This is a genomic window from Lutibacter sp. (genome assembly GCF_041555395.1).
Classification (GTDB): domain Bacteria; phylum Bacteroidota; class Bacteroidia; order Flavobacteriales; family Flavobacteriaceae; genus Lutibacter.
Genome location: NZ_JBFFKM010000007.1, coordinates 1 through 19,815, shown reverse-complemented (window position 1 = coordinate 19,815; position 19,815 = coordinate 1). Strand labels below are relative to the sequence as shown.

Genomic DNA, 19,815 nt, shown 5'->3' with positions numbered 1-19,815 from the left:
TTTTTATGTTTTACCAATACAAATTTCAGTGCTTTAAAAAATTAACTTATAGCCATAACCGCGAATATTAATAATTTGGATGGAAGCATCGTCTTTCAGCTTTTTTCGAAGCTTGGTGATAAAAACGTCCATGCTGCGGGCATTGAAGAAATCATCGTCTCCCCACAATTTTTTTAGAATAAAAGAACGATCCAAAACCTGATTTTTATGCTTGATTAAATGGTGTAACAATTCCGATTCTCGGTGCGTTAATGTTTCTGAATCGTCGTTTAAAACAAGTGTCTGATTTTTGACATTGAAAAGATAGTTGCCTATTTTAATAATGTCGTTACCGTTTTCGTTTTCGCCTCTTTTTAAAAGTGCATTGATGCGAACTATCAATTCTTCCATACTGAAAGGTTTTCTTAGATAGTCGTTTCCTCCTAAATTAAACCCTTTGACAACGTCTTCAGTCTGAGATTTTGCCGTTAAAAATATGATGGGAATTTCCATATCTTCTTTTCTTATTTCTTTGGCAAGCGTAAATCCGTCTTTTTTTGGCATCATCACGTCCAACACCAGTAACAATGGATTTTCTCGTTTATATGTTTCATAAGCCAGTTCGCCGTCGGCACAAAGCAGCACTTCAAAATTTCGGGTTTCTAAACTTTCCTTAATAATTTGGCCTAAAGAAGGTTCATCCTCAGCCAGCAATATTTTTATGGGATTACTCATTTGGCAATACAATTTTAAAAAGCGTGGCGTTATTTGCATCGTACACTACAGAAATGGTGCCGCCGTGTTTTTCGATAATATTTTTGGTGTAATACAAACCAATGCCAAAACCTTTTACATTGTGCATGTTGCCTGTAGGAATTCTGTAAAATTGTTCAAAAACTTTGTCTTTCTGTGTTTTAGGTATCCCGTTTCCGTTGTCTTTGATAAAAATGACAACATTGTTTTTTAGGGAAGACAATTCCACGGTAATTGTTTTTCCGCCATATTTCAGCGCATTATCAATAATGTTTCCTATAGCATTAGCGAAGTGAAATTGATCCACGTTTAAGGAACTATCTCCAATAGTATTTTTGAAGTTAATTATTTTTTCTGGCGCCGTTATTTTATAGTTATCAACCACATGAGCAATAAGTTCGGCAATAACCACTGGTTGTTTGTTTAGTGCCAATTGCTCATTATTTAGGACGGCAGTTTCCAATATCTTTTCGACCATTATATTTAAATTGGCTACTTGTGCATTTGCGATGGAAATATATTTTTCAGCCTTAACTTTATCATCCAAAGCATTGAAGTTTTTCATGGCTTCCAGTGCGGTTGAAATGGTGGCGATAGGCGTTTTAAATTCGTGCGTAATGTTATTGATTAAGTCGTTTTTTACTTCGGCAAGTTGTTTTTGTTTGTAAATGGTTTTTAGCAAATAAATCAAACTTGCAATAATGCTTATTGACAAAACCAACGACAGTAAAATACTTATGAATGAATTTTTCAGCAAAATGGCAGTTTCGTTGGTAAACTGAAGTTCTAAATGGCTTCTGTGGGGTAAATAAGCCGATTTTGACATGACTGTCAAATGTTTTTCGGGGAAATTTTCAAGTTGGTAGTCAATTGTTTTTTTATCGAAATTATCTTCAGAAATCCACTCAAAATAATCGTATTTTAAGGCATAATCAATTCCAATGTGTGTCCGTTTAAACTCTTCAGACAAATAAGTATCCAACTTTTTTAAGTCTAAGGTGTCTCTCGAAATTGAAATAAAAACTTTGGAAATTAAACTGTCAATATTTTTTGGAATCACATCATTTGGGGTAAAAAACGCGTGATTTCTTTGGTTGTTGATGAATAAAGGTTTCTGGTTTTTAAGTTTTGCGATATTTTGTAAGGTGCTGTCCACTTTTTTTCGCAAACCCCATCTCGAATTGGTGCTTACCACAATAGTATCCGTTATTTCATTTGAGTTTTTTTTGTCTGAAGAAGTAAATGTTATAATCCCCGATTTTGTTAAATTGGCAAAATACGCTTCAACCGAATTGTCCAGACTTTGCTGTACTTTACTGATTAAATTTTGTTTGTTTAACTCATATTCCCTGTAATTCCAATACACCTGAACTGCAATGGTGGTAACTATAGTCACCCCAATAAAATACACCACCCATTTGTAGTTTTTCTTATTCATAAGTCAAAAGTAAGCACATAAATTGGTTTATCCGAATCGCTTAACAATCGTTAACACTAATTAACGGTATTGTATTTTTTTAGCACTTATATTTGTTCAGAAATTAATTTAAAATAATTAATATGATAAATATTCTTCTAAAAAGCATTGTGTTGGTTTTCTTATTAATACAAACAGCCTTAAGTGCCCAAGATTTCCAAGGTAGTGCGGTTTATCAAACAAAAACAAAATTTGAAATGGACCTGTCATCTTCTGGAATTCCTGCGGATAGAATGAAACGCATTCAGGAAATGATGAAAAATCAATTGGAAAAAACCTATATATTAACATTCGACAAAACAGCTTCTATTTATAAGGAAGAAGAAAAACTGGATCAAGGTGCCGGTGGCAGAGGCGGAATGCGATTTATGATGATGGGTGGGGGTGCAACAGGGAAATATTATAAAAATATCCAAACAAAAACATTGGCAAAAGAAAATGAATTCAGCGGTAAAAATTTCCTGATTAAAGACTCCTTAAAAACTTACGAATGGAAAATGGAGCAGGAAACCAAAATGATTGGTGAAAATCTGTGTTTTAAAGCAACCACCATTATTGAAATGCCGGCAAGTGCCAATAATTTTACTTTTGGAAGACGAAATAATGACAACAAAGACAAGGAGAAAGAAGAAGAAGAAAAGATCGAGCTGGTTCCAGTTATTGCCTGGTACAGTATGGATATTCCTGTGAGTCACGGCCCTGGAGATTATTGGGGATTGCCGGGTTTAATTTTAGAGATAAATGCCGGAAACACCCAAATATTGTGTACAAAAATTGTGATGAATCCTAAAGAAAAAGCAGATATAAGCGAACCTTCTAAAGGAAAAGTGGTGACCCAAAAAGAATATGACGAAATCCTGAAAGAAAAAATGAAAGAGATGAGAGATCGAATGAGGAATGAAAGAGAAAAAAGTGGAGATGGAGGCATGCATATGAGAATAGGAGGATAAAACCAATTGATAATTAAGGTTGAGTTAGCCAATTCGCTGATGAGGCAATTAGCCAATTAAAATTAACAATTCAATGCCCATACATAACAATTTCTTTAGACCCATTTTTTAAATGAAAAAACTGTCATCTCTATTTATAGCATCACTTCTCCCGTTGCTTATTTCCGCACAGACCGTTAAACTGGAAGGAACCGTTAAAGACAAGGCTGATAATCCTTTGGAAATGGCAAATGTGATCGCTTTTAAAAAGGGCACCAACATATTGCAGTCATATTCCATTACCGATTCAAAAGGGAATTATAAATTGAGTTTGGGGCAAAATGAAGCATATACCTTAAAAGTGAGCTATTTGGGATTTAATACAAAAAATGTGGATATCATAGTTACAAATTCTGATGCGGATATGGTTGAGCATATAATGTTGGAAGAGTCTAATGAATCGCTTAATGAAGTCCAAATTACCTATGAAATGCCTGTGAAAATTGTGGGCGATACCATTGTGTACAATGCCGATTCGTTTACTTCAGGGAAGGAAAAAAAGCTGGAAGACGTGCTTAAAAAATTGCCCGGAATTGATATTGATTCCAATGGTGAAGTTGAAGTTGAAGGAAAAAAAGTGCAGAAAGTATTGGTGGAAGGAAAGGAATTTTTTGATGGCGATTCAAAATTGGCGACCCAAAATATTCCGGCAAGCGCCATCGATAAAGTGCAGGTACTAAAAAACTATAATGAGGTTGCAGGAATGCGAGGTGTTACCAATAATGAAGACAATATTGTGATCAATATTAAATTGAAACAAGGAAAAAAAAGATTTTGGTTTGGTGAAGTGAATGCCGGTGTTGGTGACAATGAAAAACACAGTGCAAAACCGAAACTGTTTTACTACAGTCCGGAAAAAAGCATCAATCTGTTGGCCGATTTCAACAATATTGGTGAAGCGCCGTTTACCATGCGCGATTATTTTAGATTTACAGGTGGTTTGCGAGGAGGAATGAGGGGTAGCGGAACCAATTTTAACATATCATCGGGCGGATTGGGTTTTTTGACCTCGCAAAATAATCAGGCACAGCAAATCACGTCAAAATTTGGGGCTTTAAATTTTAGTATGGCGCCTAAAAAAATAATAGATTTTAACGGCTTTGCCATTGTAAATAATTCGGAAACGGATATGTTTACACAGTCAAATACCGTTTATAACAAACTAAATTTAACCGAAATAAGCGAAACATCGGCCATACAAGGCAGTAAATTGGGAATGTTAAAATTCAGCACAACCTACAAACCAACAAATAATTTGCACATTGATTATGATGTTTTTGGAAAGCTGTCTGAACAAACCGAGCTTTTGGATGTTACCTCAACGCAACGAAGTGCAGATACTTACAAAGAGGAAAAACCGGCAACATTAAACCAAAATTTCAATCTTTACTATACCATTGATGATAAGAATATTTTCGCTGCCGAATTGCAATATCTTTATGAAAAAGACAAACCATTATACAATTCCTTGTCAGCTTCACAGCCATTTGAAATCATTCCTTCCAACAGCGAAGCCATTATCGACCTTATTCAGCATAAAAAAACAAGCACCAATAAACTTGACGCCAAGTTTGATTACTATTATTTGCTGACTCCAAAAAGCAATATCAACGTAACACTGGGAAGTACTTTAAGCGCCCAAAGTTTAACATCGGGCATTTCTCAAAATTTAAATGATGGAAGTGTGCTTAATTTTAATGACACTGTCTTGAATAATGAGGTGGATTTTAATTTTACCGACTTGTTTTTAGGGCTTCATTACAAAGCTGTTTCCGGCAAATTTACCTTTAATCCAGGCATAAGTTTACACCATTATATCACAAAAGACAACCAATTAGGCGCTGAAAATAAAGACAATCAAACAAAAGTATTGCCCGATATGTATGCCAGTTTACAGTTAAAATCTTCAGAAAGTTTGCGTTTCAATTATTCAATCTCCACGCAGTTTTCTGATGTAAATAAAATTGCGGAAGGCAATATGTTGTCCAATTACAATTCGTTGACTCGTGGAAATAGGCTTTTGGAAAACGCCTTGTACCACAGTTATTCGTTAAATTATTTCAGCTTCAGTATGTTTTCATTCACCAATGTAAATGCATCGGTTAATTACAATAAAAAGGTTAACGTCGTAAAAAATAGTACAGAATTGAAAGGGATTGACAGGATTTCGTATCCTGTAAATTCAAACTTGGCAGATGAAACATTTTCCGCAAATTTCAGGTACGGTAAAACATACAGCAAACTTAAAACAAATTTCAGGGCAAATTTCTCAAATTCCACTTTTAACAATACGGTAAATAACGAACAAATTAAATCAAAATCGCTTTCGCACAGCTATCAGGCAAGTGTGGCATCTAAATTTAAAGATGCTCCAAATTTTGAAGTCGGTTACCAAAAATCGTTTTCCGAATATTCAAAAACTGGAAGCGCTACTGATAGGCCATTCGCCAATATGGAAATCGGATTTTTGAAAAACTTCATTTTTACGGCCAATTATAGTTATTATAACTATAAAAATGATGAAAATATGGTTAAAAACACCTATTCATTTTTAAACGCAAACCTGTATTATCAACAAAAGAAAAGCAAATGGGAATTTAAAATTTCAGCAGATAATTTAACAAATAACCTGTCCATGAATACAGACAGTTACAACGAAATTTCTGATAGCAATTCAACCTCACTGTACTTTATTCAGCCAAGATTGTACATGTTTTCCGTGAAGTATAATTTATAGGGCGTTCCCCCTTCGGGTCGGGCTTTTCGCTGCAATCTTTTTATCGGTAAAAATCTCAAAAAAGTATTTTTGCTTTAATCCCTAACGCAAATTGAATTACGAATTGAGAATTGTAATTTTTGATATTTGATGCCAGCTACAAATTTAGAACCCCGTTTTCACCCACGGCAAAATCATTCCACAAATAATCGTCGGCTTCTTCGTCGTTGACATAATCTCCGTCAACAACATATCTAAATTCATACGATTGACCTTTCTGCAAACCTACAGTTCCTTTAAAAGTGCCGTTTTTTAATTTTTTTAATGGGGCAGCTTTAGCATCCCAGTCATTAAAATCCCCAATTACAGCCACTTTATTGGCATCTTTTGCGGCAATGCTAAATGTCACCTTGCAAATGGGTTTGTTTTTTAAATACTGTTTTTTAATTGCCATAATTCATAGTTTTTATTCAAAACAAAAATAAAAAAACAAATTCATTTAATTCTCAAAAACAAGGAATTGTAACAAAAAACTGTCATTTTGTTAATAATGAATTCATAAACTGTTCCTTTTGGAAATATTTATTCAAGTAAATTCCAAAATATTTGGACGAAAAATTGGGTCAAAATTCTATTAAAATTCAAGTTAAATGGTTAACTTAGTGTAGTAAATCTTTTACAATAAGTATTTTTCTTTATTTCCGGTTAAAAAATAGTCTAATAAAATGAGCCAGAATAATTTTAAATACCAACCAATAGATCTTATAGGCGAATTAAATTTATCCATTAAAAACAAATAGATATAAACAGATGAAAATCTCTTTTAAAACAAAAATTATTTTGGGTTACATGATTAACCTTTTAGTGATTTTGGCGCTTGGATTCATTTATTGGATTAAAATACTTACTGAAACTCCCCTATTGTGGGATTGGATTTCTCTGGCATTAATTGCACTTTCTTTGGGGATGTTAACAGTTGTTTATTTTATCCTCCGTGCTCAGTTTAAAGAAAAAAATGAAGCTGAACTAAAATTGTTGGAGAATCGTAAATTGTTGCATTCCATCATTGACAACACTACAAATCCTATTTCCGTCAAAAAAATAAATGGCGAATACTTATTGATTAATAAGCAATATGAATCTCTTTTCAAGTTGAAAGAGGAAGACGTAAAAGGCAAAACGGATCATGATTTCTTGCCTAAAGAAATTGCGGATAGATACCGAAGCACAGATTTGGAAGCCGTAAAATTAGAAAAGGAAATCCAAGTAGAGGAAGTTGTTGAGCAATCGGACGGCCCACATACTTATCTTGCAGTTAAATTCCCTTTGTTTGACGCCTCTAACAGGGTATTTGCGGTGGGGACCATTGCTACAGACATCACTGAGAGAATAAATTCGAGGGAATTGCTAGTGGCTGGGAGCACCTTCTTTAATATGTCCAAAGATATGTTAATTATTGCCTCCCATAACACTTTTAAAAAGGTCAATCCGGCAACGCTAAATATATTGGGTTATTCCGAACAGGAACTTTTGGGGAAACCTTTTATGTCCTTCGTTTACGCCAAAGATATAGATAGCACTCTACAAGAAGTTAAAAAACTTCAGTCCGGAGCAGTCACAGCGAATTTTGAGAATCGTTATATTTGTAAAGACGGCTCTTTAAAATGGCTGAATTGGACCACCTATCCCGATGTGGAAACTGGACTTTTATATGCTGTTGCAAGAGATGTCACAGCTAATAAAGAAGTTGAGGATTCCTTAAAGGCAGCTGATACTTTTTTCAAAATGTCATTAGATATTTTGATTATTGCCTCAAAAAATATGTTTTTAAAAATTAATCCATCTTTAAGCAAGGTATTGGGGTATAGTGATTTGGAGCTAAAAACAAAACCTTTTACGACCTATATTTTCCCGGAAGATTTAGAAGTCACCGAAAAAGCAATTGATGAACTTCAAAAAGGCACTCCCCTTGTAAATTTTAAAAATCGTTGGGTGTGCAAGGATGGCGATATAAAATGGTTGTCGTGGACAGCAACAACAGATACTGCCACGGGAATTTTATATGCAATAGCACGAGATATAACTGACCAGTTAAAACTGGAAGAAGAAGAAGAAGAGGCTTTGAAGGAATTATATGAAAATCAGCAAAAATTAAATATGGTTCTTGAGAATATTAGCGATGGTGTTATTGTAGCCAATTCACAGAAAAAGGTGGTGTTGGCAAATAATATGGTAAATAAACTTTTCAGAACAGAAGATGACAATAAGATTTCCGCTGATTTTTCTAATCACTTTGAACTTTATTATCCTGATGGCAAAACAATTTTCCCTACTCAAAAACTTTCAATGGAGCTTGCTTTGGAAGGGGAAGCAACTGATGATGTAGATGTAATACTTTCAAACCCGGAATTGCAAGAGAAGAGAAGGGTTTTGCTAAGCGGAAGACCAATATTGGATCAACAAAATCAGGTAGTTGCCGCCGTAATAACGATCAAGGATATCACCAGATACAGAAAGTTGGAGGAAGAACTCAAAAAGACCGAGCTCAAATATCGCAGTTTAATTGGTTTCAGAAAGAAAAATAACAATAAAGAAAGTGACGACAAAGAAATAGAAAAAGACAAAGAAATAGAAAAAGACAAAGGCAAAGAAAAAGACAAAGAAAAAGACAAAGACAAAGGCAAAGAAAAAGACAAAGAATCAGATAAAAACCCAAAATAACAAAATAAGTGGTGTTCATAAATTTGCTAATTTTTTTAAACTTTCAACTTGAAACTTAAAACTTTCAACTTAAATTTACGGAGACAAAACAATCCAAATGATTTTAATTGACCAGCCCTATATTTCAGCATTTCTGCTCCAGACCATCAAAGAAAAGAACCTTAAAATTGTGTCCACCAAAGCGGCGAGAGCCATGATTCAGGATGAGTCCCTAAATTGGATTCCGGAGAAAGAAGCGGTTGAATTCATAAAAAATAATCCAGGTTATCCACTATACACCAACTCGGAAAACAGCATCAGCTGGGTAGAAAAAAACGTAGCTTCCACAAAATTTCCTGGACAGATTCACGTATTCAAAAATAAAATAAAGTTTCGTGAATTGCTGAAAGACACTTTTCCCGATTACTTTTTTAAAGGCATTAAATTTGAAGATTTAGCACAGTTCTCGCTTCAAAATATAAAATTTCCTTTTATCATAAAACCGGCAGTGGGCTTTTTTAGTTTGGGTGTCCATAAAGTTGATCAACCTGAAGAATGGCCTCAGGTTTTAAACAAAATTATCGACGATATTGATAAAATTAAAGGTTTTTACCCAAATGAAGTGGTGGATACCGATTATTTTATTTTGGAAGACTGCATTGAAGGTGAAGAATATGCCATGGACTGCTATTTCAATAAAGAAGGTGAACCAGTGATTTTATCTATTTTACACCATCGTTTTTCAACAGGAAAAGACGTAAACGATCGGGTGTATACCACTTCACAAGAAATTATTGAAACCCACTTGCCAAAAATGCAAATCTTTTTAAATACGCTTGCTGCATTGACCAATTTTAGAAATTTTCCTTTTCATATGGAAGTTCGGATCGATAGAAAAGGAACAATCATTCCCATAGAAGTAAATCCTATGAGATTTGGCGGCTGGTGCACCACGGCCGATTTGTCGTATTTCGCTTTTGGCTTTAACTCATACCTGTATTTTTTAAACGGAACAAAGCCAAATTGGGAGGAACTATTTAAAACAGGTGAAAATAAAAAATACAGCCTCATTCTGTTAGACAACAATTCAGGAATTCCCGAAAACAAAATTGCGACTTTCGATTATGACTTGCTGCTTTCCGACTTTGAAAATCCACTGGAATTAAGGAAAGTGGATTTCAATGATTATCCGTTTTTTGGGATGGTGTTCGTGGAAACCACCCCAGGAAACGAAAAGGAACTCGACCAAATTTTAACTTCCAATTTGAGAAAATACATTAAAGTGAAAAAAGAATAAGGGAATCCAATAAATTAGAAATCAACAAAAAAGCGCCTTCATGAAGGCGCCTTTTTGTTGTATTTGTTTTGGAAGGTTATTATTTTTTCCTAATTGTGCCCCGAACCGCAACATTCCTGCACCATAAAACTGTTGCTTTCTTCATGCCAAGGAAATGAGGCGTTATATTTATTGTTTTCCCAATAAAATTGTGCACGCACTTTAGGTTCGTTGCCCACTTGATTCATCGTGTTGCTGTCGTACAATCTGCCGTTTGCCATGGTAAATATTAAGCTGTTTGAGTTTTGGATATTTTCCAAAGGATTTTTCTCTAATACCAGTAAATCAGCAAGTTTACCGACTTTTAAAGAACCAATATCTTTTCCAGCGCCAATATAATTTGCGGCATTTATGGTGGCTGTTTTTAAAGTTTCCATATTGCTCATTCCGCCTTGTTGAAGGCTCCACAATTCCCAATGCGCACCCATTCCCTGCAATTGTCCGTGCGCGCCCATATTCACTTTTACACCTTTATCCGAAAGTGCTTTTGCTGTTTTGGAGGTAAGAATATGGCTGTTTTCATATTCTTCATCGGGAATCATCATTCGGTGACGGGAACGCGCATCAATAATGCTTCTCGGCGTAAATTGCAGCAATTTTTCATTTTCCCACACATTCGTTTTTTGATACCAGTAAATTTCAGCATTGAGTCCGCCATAATTTACGATTAAAGTTGGGGTGTAACCAACTTCACTGGCGCCCCAAAGTTCAAGAACATCTTTGTAAACAGGCGCTATCGGAATGTTGTGTTCCACACCGGTGTGGCCGTCTATCACCATAGTAAGGTTATGGAAAAAGGTAGAACCGCCTTCAGGAACTACATTAATGCCTTCTTCACGGGCAGCCTTCAACACTTGCTGGCGCTGGTCGCGACGTGGTTGATTATAACTCTTCACCGAAAGTGCACCAAAAGCCTTGGTTCGCTTAATCGATAAACGGGCATCATCAATATTGTTGATTACTGCTTTAAAATCACCTTCAGCACCATAAAGTATGTAACCGGTTGAGTAAAGGCGAGGTCCAACCAATGCACCGCTTTTAATCATTTCTGAAAGCGTAAAAATGGTTTCGGTATTGGCAGACGGATCGTGGGATGTAGTTACCCCAAACGCTAAGTTGGCATAAAATTGCCAGTTTTGTTGGGTGGTCAATCCATAGCGGAAACCGCCAACATGAGCGTGTGCATCCACCATTCCGGGCATAATGGTTTTTCCGGCAATATCATATATTTTAGCATCATTTGGAATGGTCACTTCTGAAGATTTTCCAAGAGCTTCTATTTTGTTTTGGTTGATGACAATACTTCCGTTTTCTATAACTTCGTCGCCTTCCATAGTGATAATTCGGGCATTTGTAAAAGCAATTCTGCCTTTAGGTTTATCCACTTTCGCCTTTAACCCTATAGAAATTCCTTTAGTTGAAGTGCTATCTACTTTTTCGGGCGAACCCGGTAAAAAAGTAAAACGGTCTTTAATGTTATTTTTAAAATACGTTTCACCCAACGTCCACATCACTTGTTGACTGTTTGCCGACCAATGCAAATTGATGCCTGCATCTTTTGCCAGTTGAGATACGGGAACCGAAGTGGTTTTATTGTCCAAATCCACCGTTTGCCCATTAAGGTTAAGGGGTGCAAGGTATACTTTATGCAAATGTGAAAAGACAATCCAATTATTGTCCGGACTCACAACCAGCCTGTTTGCATATTTTGATTGAATATGGGAACGTTCATCATTTCCGTTTAAATCCATACTCTTTATTTCTTTGGTAAGGTCTCCGAAGAAAACACCGCCGGTTTGATAAAATATGCGTTTTCCGTCTTTGGTAAATGTTGGATATTCTCCATTTTTATCGATGAATTTTTGATTTCCTCCAGAAGCATTCATTGAATAGATACCGGGATTTTTGGTAAAAGCAAGTCCTTGGTCGTTGTTGCCGCTTTCTTTGCGAAATACAAGGATTTTTCCATCAGGTGAAAAAGCAGGAGTTCTGTAAATGCCTTTTTCTGAAGTAAGCGTTGAAAATGCGCCTCCATTAACCGAAATTTTTTTGATAGCCCCAAGTTCTAAATCGTTCCAAGTCACAAAAACAATTTCTTTTCCGTTTGGAGAGTAAGCAGGTTCAGCTTCAAAATCGGTTCCCGAAGTCAATCTTTTTGGGTTGCCGTTGGGCAGGTTTTTTGTCCACAAATAACCTAAAGCTCTAAAAACTAAAGTTTTTCCGTCAGGAGAAGTTACGGCATCACGTATCATTTTCACATCGAATTCCTTATCATTTATTGGTGTTTCAAAATGAACCCTTTCCGCAATAGCAATGGCAACATCTGTTGTAAAAGGAATCGTTGAAACTGCCATGGTTTTTACGTTTACTTTTTGGAATTTCCCTTTCGCCCATATTACAATATCTTCATTATTGGGCATCCAGCTGAAATTTGGATACACACCAAAAATAGCCCAAGATGTTTGCTGGTCTTTATTTAAATCATCATAAACCGGCCATTCTTCTCCGGTCTGTAAATTGTGAATGTATAAAACAGTTTTAGTGCGCACACGTTTTACAAAAGCAAGCAGGTTCCCGTCTCTTGACATTTGCGGTCTTGCAGCACCACCTGGTCCACCAGTGATTTTCTCGATTTCTCCGGTTTCAAAATCATAACGTTTAATGACATAAATTTGCTTATTCGCATCTTTATTGTATTCAAACACGCTGCCCGATGTAGCATCCTCACTATAATACATATATTTTCCGTCTGGGGAAACAACAGGTTCATTTACGTCTTTTTGATCATTTTTACGTTTGATGAGTTGAATCCCGCTTCCACCAGTAATGTGGTATTGCCAAATTTCCCCCGCTCCTAAAGAACGTTTTGAAGTGAAATGTTTACGCGCAACCAAATAGTTGCCATTTGGCATCCACGCGGCATTGTTCAACAGTTTAAAATCTTCCTTGGTGATTTGCTTTGCATTGCTGCCATCGGAATTCATCATCCAAATATTGTCGCCTCCGCCGGCATCACTCGTAAAGGAAATGTGTTTTCCGTCGGGACTGAAGCGCGGCTGTACTTCAAAAGGAATTCCTGCGCGAAGCGGTTTTGCTTTTCCACCGGATATTGGCAGACTATAAATATCTCCTAACATGTCAAAAACGATGGTTTTTCCGTCCGGACTTACATCAAGATTCATCCAGGTTCCTTCATCGGTGCTGAAATTGTGGGTTTTGTAATTAAAAGTTGAACCCGGATTTGCCACATCCCATTTTGGGGTTTCTTGCGAATAGGTTAAAAAAGTTAATGTGGTAATAATAAGTGCAGAAAAATAATTTTTAGTCATTTTTTGAATTTTGGACACCAAAGGATGAAAAATCCTTAAGTGTAAATTTTTGCTAAATATAAACAAATTCAGATAATTTGATTATTAATCATTAAATTTAAAAACTGGAAAAAGAAATAAGAAGGTTTATTAAAAGTTTCCTAGTTATTAACTAGTCAACGATTGAAAATGAGAAAGAATTCAACCAATATGTAACAACAAAATAAAACGAAAATGGGAAAAAATGAATTTGACAAAGGAATAAAATTCTCTTTCAACAATAGTATTGCTTATGCCGAAAGTGCGGTGGTAAGCAAGCAAATACTTAAAAAAGAATCCGGTAACATCTCTTTATTTGCTTTTGACAAAGGAGAAGGGTTGAGCGAACACACCACGCCTTTTGATGCCGTTGTTTTTGTGGTGGATGGGAAAGCAGATATTATCATTGACGGAAAATCAAATATTCTCGAAGCCGGAGACACCATTATTATGCCGGCCAATGTTCGTCATGCCTTAAAAGCCGTTGAAAAATTCAAAATGGTGTTGACCATGATTAGAAGTAAATAATTTCTTTAAAAAAACAAAAACCTCATGAATTAAATTTTATGAAGGTTTTTTATTGTTATTTAAACTTAATTGAGAACTCTATAGACTTCTTCTTTTACGTTATCATTTTCAGAGGGAAATGATACTAATAACCGACAGGCCTTCTTTTGCAAATAGTATTACAGAAGCTTCTCTTAGGCAAGCGGAAGGGGAATTTAGAAATTTACAACGAGTTATTTCTCAATTTGGAAGTGAAGATTTTGGTATTTGCTTAAAATGTAAACTGCCAATTCCGGCAGGAAGAATTTTAACAAGACCCGAAAGTTTATTTTGTGCAAACGGCGCTCAGCAACAACTGTTTTTAGAAACCCAAATTATTATAGGAATTATTTTTAATTATTGTAATGAAAATTATTTTATACATTTGCAGAGTAGAATGAAGCAAAAAATGAACAAAATAGGAGCTGTTTTAATGGCATTAGTAGTTTTGATATCTACAATGTCATTTACAATGCACAAGCGGTATTGTAATGATTATTTAGTTGACATAACCCTGTTTTCAAAATCTGAATCTTGTATAATAGTAGCAAATAACGATTGTTGTGTAGTTTCAGAAACTTGTTGTGATCACGAACAAATTGTTGTTGATGGACAAAATGAATTATTATCAAAAGATGTAAATAATTTACAAGTAACCAAGCAGTTTTTTGTTCGCAATTCAACAAATTTTAGGCTTAAAAATTTTGAATTTAAATCGAGAAACAACATTCAATATAAAGATTATATTCCTCCTGCCATGATTTTTAACAAACAGGTAATTCACCAAGTTTTTATCATTTGATTTTAAATTGTTAATTCAAACTTTATTCTGATTTTACGAAAGTATAAATTATTATAATTTTGACAGCTAACCTCACAATTAATTTAAAATATAATACTTTGAAACAAATAAATTTAATATTTATATTGTTTCCTTTATTACTATGCTCTCAAGAAAAAATTGAAGGAATAGTTTTGGAAACAAATGCTTACAATAAACAAGTAGGCTTGCCGGGAGCAAATGTTCATTGGCTTAATACATCAATTGGTGCAATCACCAATTTTGATGGAAAATTTACAATTCCGTATAAAAAGGAGCATTCAAAACTGATAATTAGTTATGTTGGTTTTAAAACTGATACCTTAATAATAACACAACAACATGGAGTAAAACATATATTAACCTCAATCAATAAATTGAAGGAGGTGGTGCTTGAAACTAGAAAAAAAACATCTTCTGTTTCGTATTTGACATCTATGAATATATCAAATATGAGTAGTGGTGAATTACTAAAAATGGCCTGTTGTAATCTTTGCGAGAGCTTTGAAACAAACCCATCTATAGATGTTAATTTTGCGGATGCACTTACAGGAACGCGACAAATTAAAATGTTAGGTCTAACAAGTCCGTATATCTTAATTGGTGTAGAAAGTGTTCCTGCAATTAGAGGAGCGGCACAAGCATTTGGCTTAAGTTTTATTCCGGGAACTTGGGTAGAAAGTATTCAAATTACCAAAGGAGCAGGAAGTGTTGTTAATGGTTTTGAGAGTATTGCTGGACAAATAAATGCAAAACTTCAAAAGCCCTTAAGTGACAGTAAATTATTTATTAATACTTATGGTTCTCTTGATGGACGATATGAAATAAACACCCATTTAAACACTAAACTTACTAATAAATGGAGTGCTGGTTTATATATCCATGGAAATAGTCGCGATAAAAAGTTTGATAAAAACAATGATACTTTTTTAGATGCACCGTTGGTAAAACAAATAAATTTAATGAATAGATGGCAATATGTTGATTTGGAAAAGGGTGTAGTAAGTTTTTTAAACTTTAGATTTTTGAATGATGAAAAGCAAATGGGACAAATTAATTTCAATCCGTCAACAGATAAGCTTACTAAAAATGCCTGGGGAAGTGAAATAGATACTAGACGAGTAGAATTTTCGGGTAAAATTAGTTATGCAAATCCAGAGGTAACGCATCAAAATATTAACGCACAAATTGCTTTTAGCAATCACGATCAAGGTTCGTATTTTGGACAAAATGGCTATAATATTTCTCACAATAGTTTTTATTCTTCAGCCATTTATAGCTCAATTTTAGGCGATTCTAGGCATAATTTTAAAACAGGTGTAAATTACACCTACGACAAATATGATGAAACCACAGTTATAAAATTGGAGGAGGTTGATTATAAAAGAATGGAGAATTCAATAGGAACTTTTTTCGAATATAATTTTGATGATTTAGCAAATTTTAATCTAACAGCTGGTTTGCGTATTGATAATAGTAACCTTTTAGGAACTTTTGTTACGCCTAGATTGCATATGAGATATACGCCTTGGGAAAAGGCGGCAATTAGAGCTTCTTTTGGAAGAGGGAAACGAAGTGCTAATATTTTTGCAGAAAATCAAAATATATTTTCCACATCCCGAAGCATTAATATTTTAAATACTGAAGGTAAAATATATGGTCTTGATGCCGAAATTGCTTGGAATTATGGAGGGTCTTTTTTACAAGGATTTAATTTGTTTGAAAGAAAAGCAGATTTAACTATTGATTATTACAGAACAGATTTTAAAAACCAAATTGTGCTAGATTTGGAAAATCCACTTGAAGCTAATTTTTATAATTTAGAAGGAGAGAGTTATGCTAATAATGTTCAAGTAGAATTGAATTACAATGCTTTTAAAGGTTTTAATTTGCGTTTGGCATATAAATATTACGATGTAAAAACACAATATAAATCAGGTAAACTAGAAAAACCATTAGTGCCTACACAGCGTATGTTTGCCAACGCGGCATATGAAACTGAAAAAAATAGCAAAAACAGCTCTCAATGGAAATTTGATTTTACATACAATATGGTAGGGAAACAGCGTTTTTCTTCAACATTAAGTAGTCCAATACAATTTCAATTGCCTGAATATTCACCGTCTGTTGCAACAATAAATGCTCAGGTAACAAAAGTGTTTTCTCCAAAATTTGAAATCTATGTAGGTGGTGAAAATATGACAGATGTGAAACAAAAAAATCCAATTTTGAGCTCTGAAGATCCGTTTGGTTCATATTTTGATACTACTATGGTATATGGACCCATTTTTGGAAGTAGTTATTACGCTGGATTACGATTTAGAATAAATTAAAAACAATTAAGTAACAGTTGTTTAGAAATCATCATAACAACATAAAATTAAAACAAATGAAAAAAATATTAGTAGTACTTATTTTCTTAGTAGGAACAGTTGGTTTTTCCCAAAATAAAAACGCGAAATTATCTTTAGAGGTAGATGGCGTTTGTGAAATGTGTAAAAAACGTATCGAAACGGCTTGCATTAAAACAAAAGGTGTGAAATCGGCTGTTTGGAATGTGAAAACTCATGAACTAAAAGTAGTTTATGATGAAAATAAAACTAATTTAAATACGATTAAAAAAAGTATTGTTGCTGTAGGACATGATACTGTGGGAATGAAAGCCAGTGATGAAGCTTACAATAAATTACATGGATGTTGTAAATACAGAGATGAGATAGTTAGAAATGATCATAAAAATTAGAATTAACTTTAAACTAAATAAAAAGTCCAAATGTTTTTCATTTGGCAGTATCCAATAAACTGTGTAAACATAATTCTCAGGGTTCAAGAACCTTGAGAACTTTATTCTAAATCAAAACCCTCATAAAATAGTTATTTTATGAGGGTTTTTTGTATTACGAGTAAGTTTTTTTACAATCCGAAAGCTGCCTTTATTTTAGCTACAAAGTCTAATTTTTCCCACGTAAAAAGCTCAACATCCATGGAAACTTCAGTACCGTCAACATTTTGAAATGTTTTATTTACAATACAGTTTTCGCGTCCCATATGTCCATAAGCAGCTGTTTCCAAGTAAATTGGTTTGCGTAATTTTAAGCGTTCTTCTATAAATGCCGGGCGCATATCAAATAATTGCTCAACAATCACTGCAATTTCACCATCGGTCTTGTTAACACTTGAAGTGTTATAGGAATTCACATAAATACCCATTGGTTTAGCTTCCCCAATAGCATAAGAAACTTGAATTAAAATTTCACTTGCAACACCGGCAGCAACCAAGTTTTTAGCAATATGACGTGTGGCATAAGCAGCACTTCTGTCTACTTTACTAGGGTCTTTTCCTGAAAATGCACCGCCACCATGAGCGCCTTTGCCGCCATAGGTGTCTACAATAATTTTTCTGCCTGTCAATCCGGTATCTCCATGAGGTCCGCCAATCACAAACTTTCCGGTCGGATTTACGTGATACAAAATGTTGTCATTAAATAACGCTTTTATGCCGACAGGTAATTGAGCAATAACCCGTGGAATTAAAATAGTGATTACGTCACTTTTAATTTTAGCCAACATGGCTTCATCATTGGGACCGAAGTCATCATGTTGTGTTGAAACCACAATATCTTTAATCCTTATAGGAACATTGTCATCAGTATATTCTATAGTAACCTGACTTTTTGCATCGGGACGCAGATAAGTGATTTCTTTATTTTCCCTGCGTAATTCAGCAAGTTCAAATAAAATTTTATGACTTAAATCTAAGGCCAAAGGCATATAATTCTCTGTTTCATTGGTGGCATAACCAAACATCATTCCCTGATCACCTGCCCCTTGTTCTTCTTTAATTGCCCTGTCCACACCTTGATTAATATCTTGAGATTGTTCGTGGATGGCAGAAAATATACCGCAGGAATTCCCGTCAAACATATATTCGCTTTTGGTGTACCCAATTTTATTGATGACATCTCTGGCTATTTTTTGAACATCCAAATACGTTTTTGATTTTACTTCTCCCGCCAAAACCACTTGTCCGGTTGTTACCAATGTTTCACAGGCAACTTTTGAATTTGGGTCAAACGCCAAAAAATTATCGACTAAGGCGTCTGAAATTTGATCTGCAACTTTATCTGGGTGTCCTTCTGAAACGGATTCAGACGTAAATAAATATGACATAATTATTTAGTTATTTTTATTAATTAAAATGAAGGAAGCTGAGTGGTTGCGTTCGTCGCTAAAAGAAGTAAATAATTACTGCTTTAGCATTTTTTTATGAGGTTGCAATCAGTTCAAATTTTTCCTCCTGAAATTCAGTGAGCAAATTTAGGAAAAGTAAAAATTATAAAATGTAAAAAATTCATTTTTATTTTTAAATTACTTGTGTATTAAAAAAATGTGATTACATTTGTGGCATTAAAAAAAGATAAAATGACAATTAATTTTAACAATATGAGCAATATGATGTGTATTATTTACACAGAGGCTGCTATTGTTTAAAAATTAATAAAACATAAAAACAATTAAAAGCCTCTGAATTATCAGAGGCTTTTTTATGAACAAAACTAAAATGAACTTAAAATTCCAAAATACCATGTTTATTATTTGTTGTATGCAAATGCAAATGATGGAAAACATCATGAAAAGATATTGCCAAAACTGATTGGAATAAAATAATCAATAATGATTAAAGTCCCTTTGGTAATATCTAAAACCAAAGGGACTTTTTATTTCAAAAAATTAAAATATAATTATAAAAACATAAAAAAATGAGCACACAAAAATTTTCAACACAGGCATTGCACGCAGGACATGACGTAACTAAAAATGCAGGAACCAGGGCGGTTCCAATTTACCAAACCACTTCATATGTTTTCAACAATTCGGAGCATGCAGCCAATCTTTTTGGGCTTGCCGAAGCGGGTTTTATTTACACCCGTTTAAACAATCCAACCAACGATATTCTCGAACAACGACTTGCTGCGCTTGAAGGTGGTATTGGCGCGGTTGTTACGGCTTCCGGAACTGCGGCAATTACAACGGCTTTATTGGTTTTGCTGAAAGCGGGCGACCATATTGTGGCGTCAAACAGCTTATACGGCGGAACTTTTAATTTGTTTAAAGTTACTTTACCAAGATTGGGAATCACCACAACGTTTGT

14 protein-coding genes are annotated in these 19,815 nt (G+C 34.5%); 9 read left to right on the top strand and 5 right to left on the bottom strand.

Features of this window, described 5'->3' with window-relative positions:
- Positions 1 to 33: 33 nt before the first annotated feature.
- Together ABY285_RS03070 and ABY285_RS03065 are read right to left on the bottom strand one after the other, a co-directional pair.
- Positions 34 to 714: a response regulator transcription factor gene (locus ABY285_RS03070; protein WP_372766900.1), complete on the bottom strand. Its 681-nt coding sequence runs from the start codon at positions 712 to 714 to the stop codon at positions 34 to 36.
- The gene (locus tag ABY285_RS03065; RefSeq protein ID WP_372766898.1) at positions 707 to 2,170 is read right to left on the bottom strand and encodes a sensor histidine kinase; all 1,464 of its coding nucleotides are present in this window, start codon (positions 2,168 to 2,170) and stop codon (positions 707 to 709) included. Before ABY285_RS03065 ends, ABY285_RS03070 begins: the two co-directional genes overlap by 8 nt.
- Before the next feature lie 122 nt (positions 2,171 to 2,292).
- Here ABY285_RS03065 and ABY285_RS03060 point away from each other — a divergent pair, with 122 nt between their 5' ends.
- Positions 2,293 to 3,159, top strand: coding sequence for a GLPGLI family protein (locus ABY285_RS03060; protein WP_372766896.1), 867 nt, complete (start codon positions 2,293 to 2,295; stop codon positions 3,157 to 3,159).
- A gap of 112 nt (positions 3,160 to 3,271) precedes the next feature.
- Positions 3,272 to 5,935 (top strand): carboxypeptidase-like regulatory domain-containing protein, encoded by a 2,664-nt coding sequence (locus ABY285_RS03055; protein WP_372766894.1) that lies wholly within the window; start codon positions 3,272 to 3,274, stop codon positions 5,933 to 5,935.
- 136 nt (positions 5,936 to 6,071) lie between these two features.
- Here the strand turns inward: ABY285_RS03055 and ABY285_RS03050 are convergent, their stop codons facing one another.
- Positions 6,072 to 6,368, bottom strand: coding sequence for an isoamylase early set domain-containing protein (locus ABY285_RS03050; protein ID WP_372766892.1), 297 nt, complete (start codon positions 6,366 to 6,368; stop codon positions 6,072 to 6,074).
- A gap of 356 nt (positions 6,369 to 6,724) precedes the next feature.
- Here ABY285_RS03050 and ABY285_RS03045 point away from each other — a divergent pair, with 356 nt between their 5' ends.
- Both ABY285_RS03045 and ABY285_RS03040 read left to right on the top strand, forming a co-directional pair.
- Positions 6,725 to 8,635 carry a PAS domain-containing protein gene (locus ABY285_RS03045; RefSeq protein ID WP_372766890.1) on the top strand — a complete coding sequence of 637 codons (1,911 nt, stop codon included), beginning with the start codon at positions 6,725 to 6,727 and terminating at the stop codon, positions 8,633 to 8,635.
- 97 nt (positions 8,636 to 8,732) lie between these two features.
- Positions 8,733 to 9,911, top strand: a complete 1,179-nt coding sequence (locus ABY285_RS03040; RefSeq protein ID WP_372766888.1) for an ATP-grasp domain-containing protein — start codon at positions 8,733 to 8,735, stop codon at positions 9,909 to 9,911.
- Between the two features lie 89 nt (positions 9,912 to 10,000).
- On the opposite strand, the gene ABY285_RS03035 is transcribed toward ABY285_RS03040, so the two are convergent.
- The gene (locus ABY285_RS03035) at positions 10,001 to 13,279 is read right to left on the bottom strand and encodes an amidohydrolase family protein (protein WP_372766885.1); all 3,279 of its coding nucleotides are present in this window, start codon (positions 13,277 to 13,279) and stop codon (positions 10,001 to 10,003) included.
- 213 nt (positions 13,280 to 13,492) lie between these two features.
- Here ABY285_RS03035 and ABY285_RS03030 point away from each other — a divergent pair, with 213 nt between their 5' ends.
- The 4 genes from ABY285_RS03030 (at position 13,493) to ABY285_RS03015 (ending at position 17,406) form a co-directional block, all read left to right on the top strand.
- On the top strand, positions 13,493 to 13,825 hold the full coding sequence (locus tag ABY285_RS03030; protein ID WP_372766883.1) for a cupin domain-containing protein: 333 nt from the start codon (positions 13,493 to 13,495) through the stop codon (positions 13,823 to 13,825).
- A gap of 118 nt (positions 13,826 to 13,943) precedes the next feature.
- Positions 13,944 to 14,645, top strand: coding sequence for a hypothetical protein (locus ABY285_RS03025; protein ID WP_372766881.1), 702 nt, complete (start codon positions 13,944 to 13,946; stop codon positions 14,643 to 14,645).
- A gap of 98 nt (positions 14,646 to 14,743) precedes the next feature.
- The gene (locus tag ABY285_RS03020; protein ID WP_372766879.1) at positions 14,744 to 16,996 is read left to right on the top strand and encodes a TonB-dependent receptor domain-containing protein; all 2,253 of its coding nucleotides are present in this window, start codon (positions 14,744 to 14,746) and stop codon (positions 16,994 to 16,996) included.
- A gap of 56 nt (positions 16,997 to 17,052) precedes the next feature.
- The gene (locus ABY285_RS03015; RefSeq protein ID WP_372766877.1) at positions 17,053 to 17,406 is read left to right on the top strand and encodes a heavy-metal-associated domain-containing protein; all 354 of its coding nucleotides are present in this window, start codon (positions 17,053 to 17,055) and stop codon (positions 17,404 to 17,406) included.
- A gap of 170 nt (positions 17,407 to 17,576) precedes the next feature.
- Here the strand turns inward: ABY285_RS03015 and metK are convergent, their stop codons facing one another.
- On the bottom strand, positions 17,577 to 18,833 hold the full coding sequence (gene metK / locus ABY285_RS03010) for a methionine adenosyltransferase (RefSeq protein WP_372766875.1): 1,257 nt from the start codon (positions 18,831 to 18,833) through the stop codon (positions 17,577 to 17,579).
- Between the two features lie 590 nt (positions 18,834 to 19,423).
- On the opposite strand from metK, the gene ABY285_RS03005 reads away from it, so the two are divergent.
- The coding region (locus tag ABY285_RS03005; RefSeq protein ID WP_372766873.1) for a PLP-dependent transferase at positions 19,424 to 19,815 on the top strand (392 nt) is incomplete at its 3' end.

Bases quoted from the DNA above. Each gene is read 5' to 3' on its own strand.
- ABY285_RS03070 (WP_372766900.1), bottom strand. From the start codon at position 714: ATGAGTAATCCCATAAAAATATTGCTGGCTGAGGATGAACCTTCTTTA.
- ABY285_RS03065 (WP_372766898.1), bottom strand. From the start codon at position 2,170: ATGAATAAGAAAAACTACAAATGGGTGGTGTATTTTATTGGGGTGACT.
- ABY285_RS03060 (WP_372766896.1), top strand. From the start codon at position 2,293: ATGATAAATATTCTTCTAAAAAGCATTGTGTTGGTTTTCTTATTAATA.
- ABY285_RS03055 (WP_372766894.1), top strand. From the start codon at position 3,272: ATGAAAAAACTGTCATCTCTATTTATAGCATCACTTCTCCCGTTGCTT.
- ABY285_RS03050 (WP_372766892.1), bottom strand. From the start codon at position 6,368: ATGGCAATTAAAAAACAGTATTTAAAAAACAAACCCATTTGCAAGGTG.
- ABY285_RS03045 (WP_372766890.1), top strand. From the start codon at position 6,725: ATGAAAATCTCTTTTAAAACAAAAATTATTTTGGGTTACATGATTAAC.
- ABY285_RS03040 (WP_372766888.1), top strand. From the start codon at position 8,733: ATGATTTTAATTGACCAGCCCTATATTTCAGCATTTCTGCTCCAGACC.
- ABY285_RS03035 (WP_372766885.1), bottom strand. From the start codon at position 13,279: ATGACTAAAAATTATTTTTCTGCACTTATTATTACCACATTAACTTTT.
- ABY285_RS03030 (WP_372766883.1), top strand. From the start codon at position 13,493: ATGGGAAAAAATGAATTTGACAAAGGAATAAAATTCTCTTTCAACAAT.
- ABY285_RS03025 (WP_372766881.1), top strand. From the start codon at position 13,944: ATGATACTAATAACCGACAGGCCTTCTTTTGCAAATAGTATTACAGAA.
- ABY285_RS03015 (WP_372766877.1), top strand. From the start codon at position 17,053: ATGAAAAAAATATTAGTAGTACTTATTTTCTTAGTAGGAACAGTTGGT.
- metK (WP_372766875.1), bottom strand. From the start codon at position 18,833: ATGTCATATTTATTTACGTCTGAATCCGTTTCAGAAGGACACCCAGAT.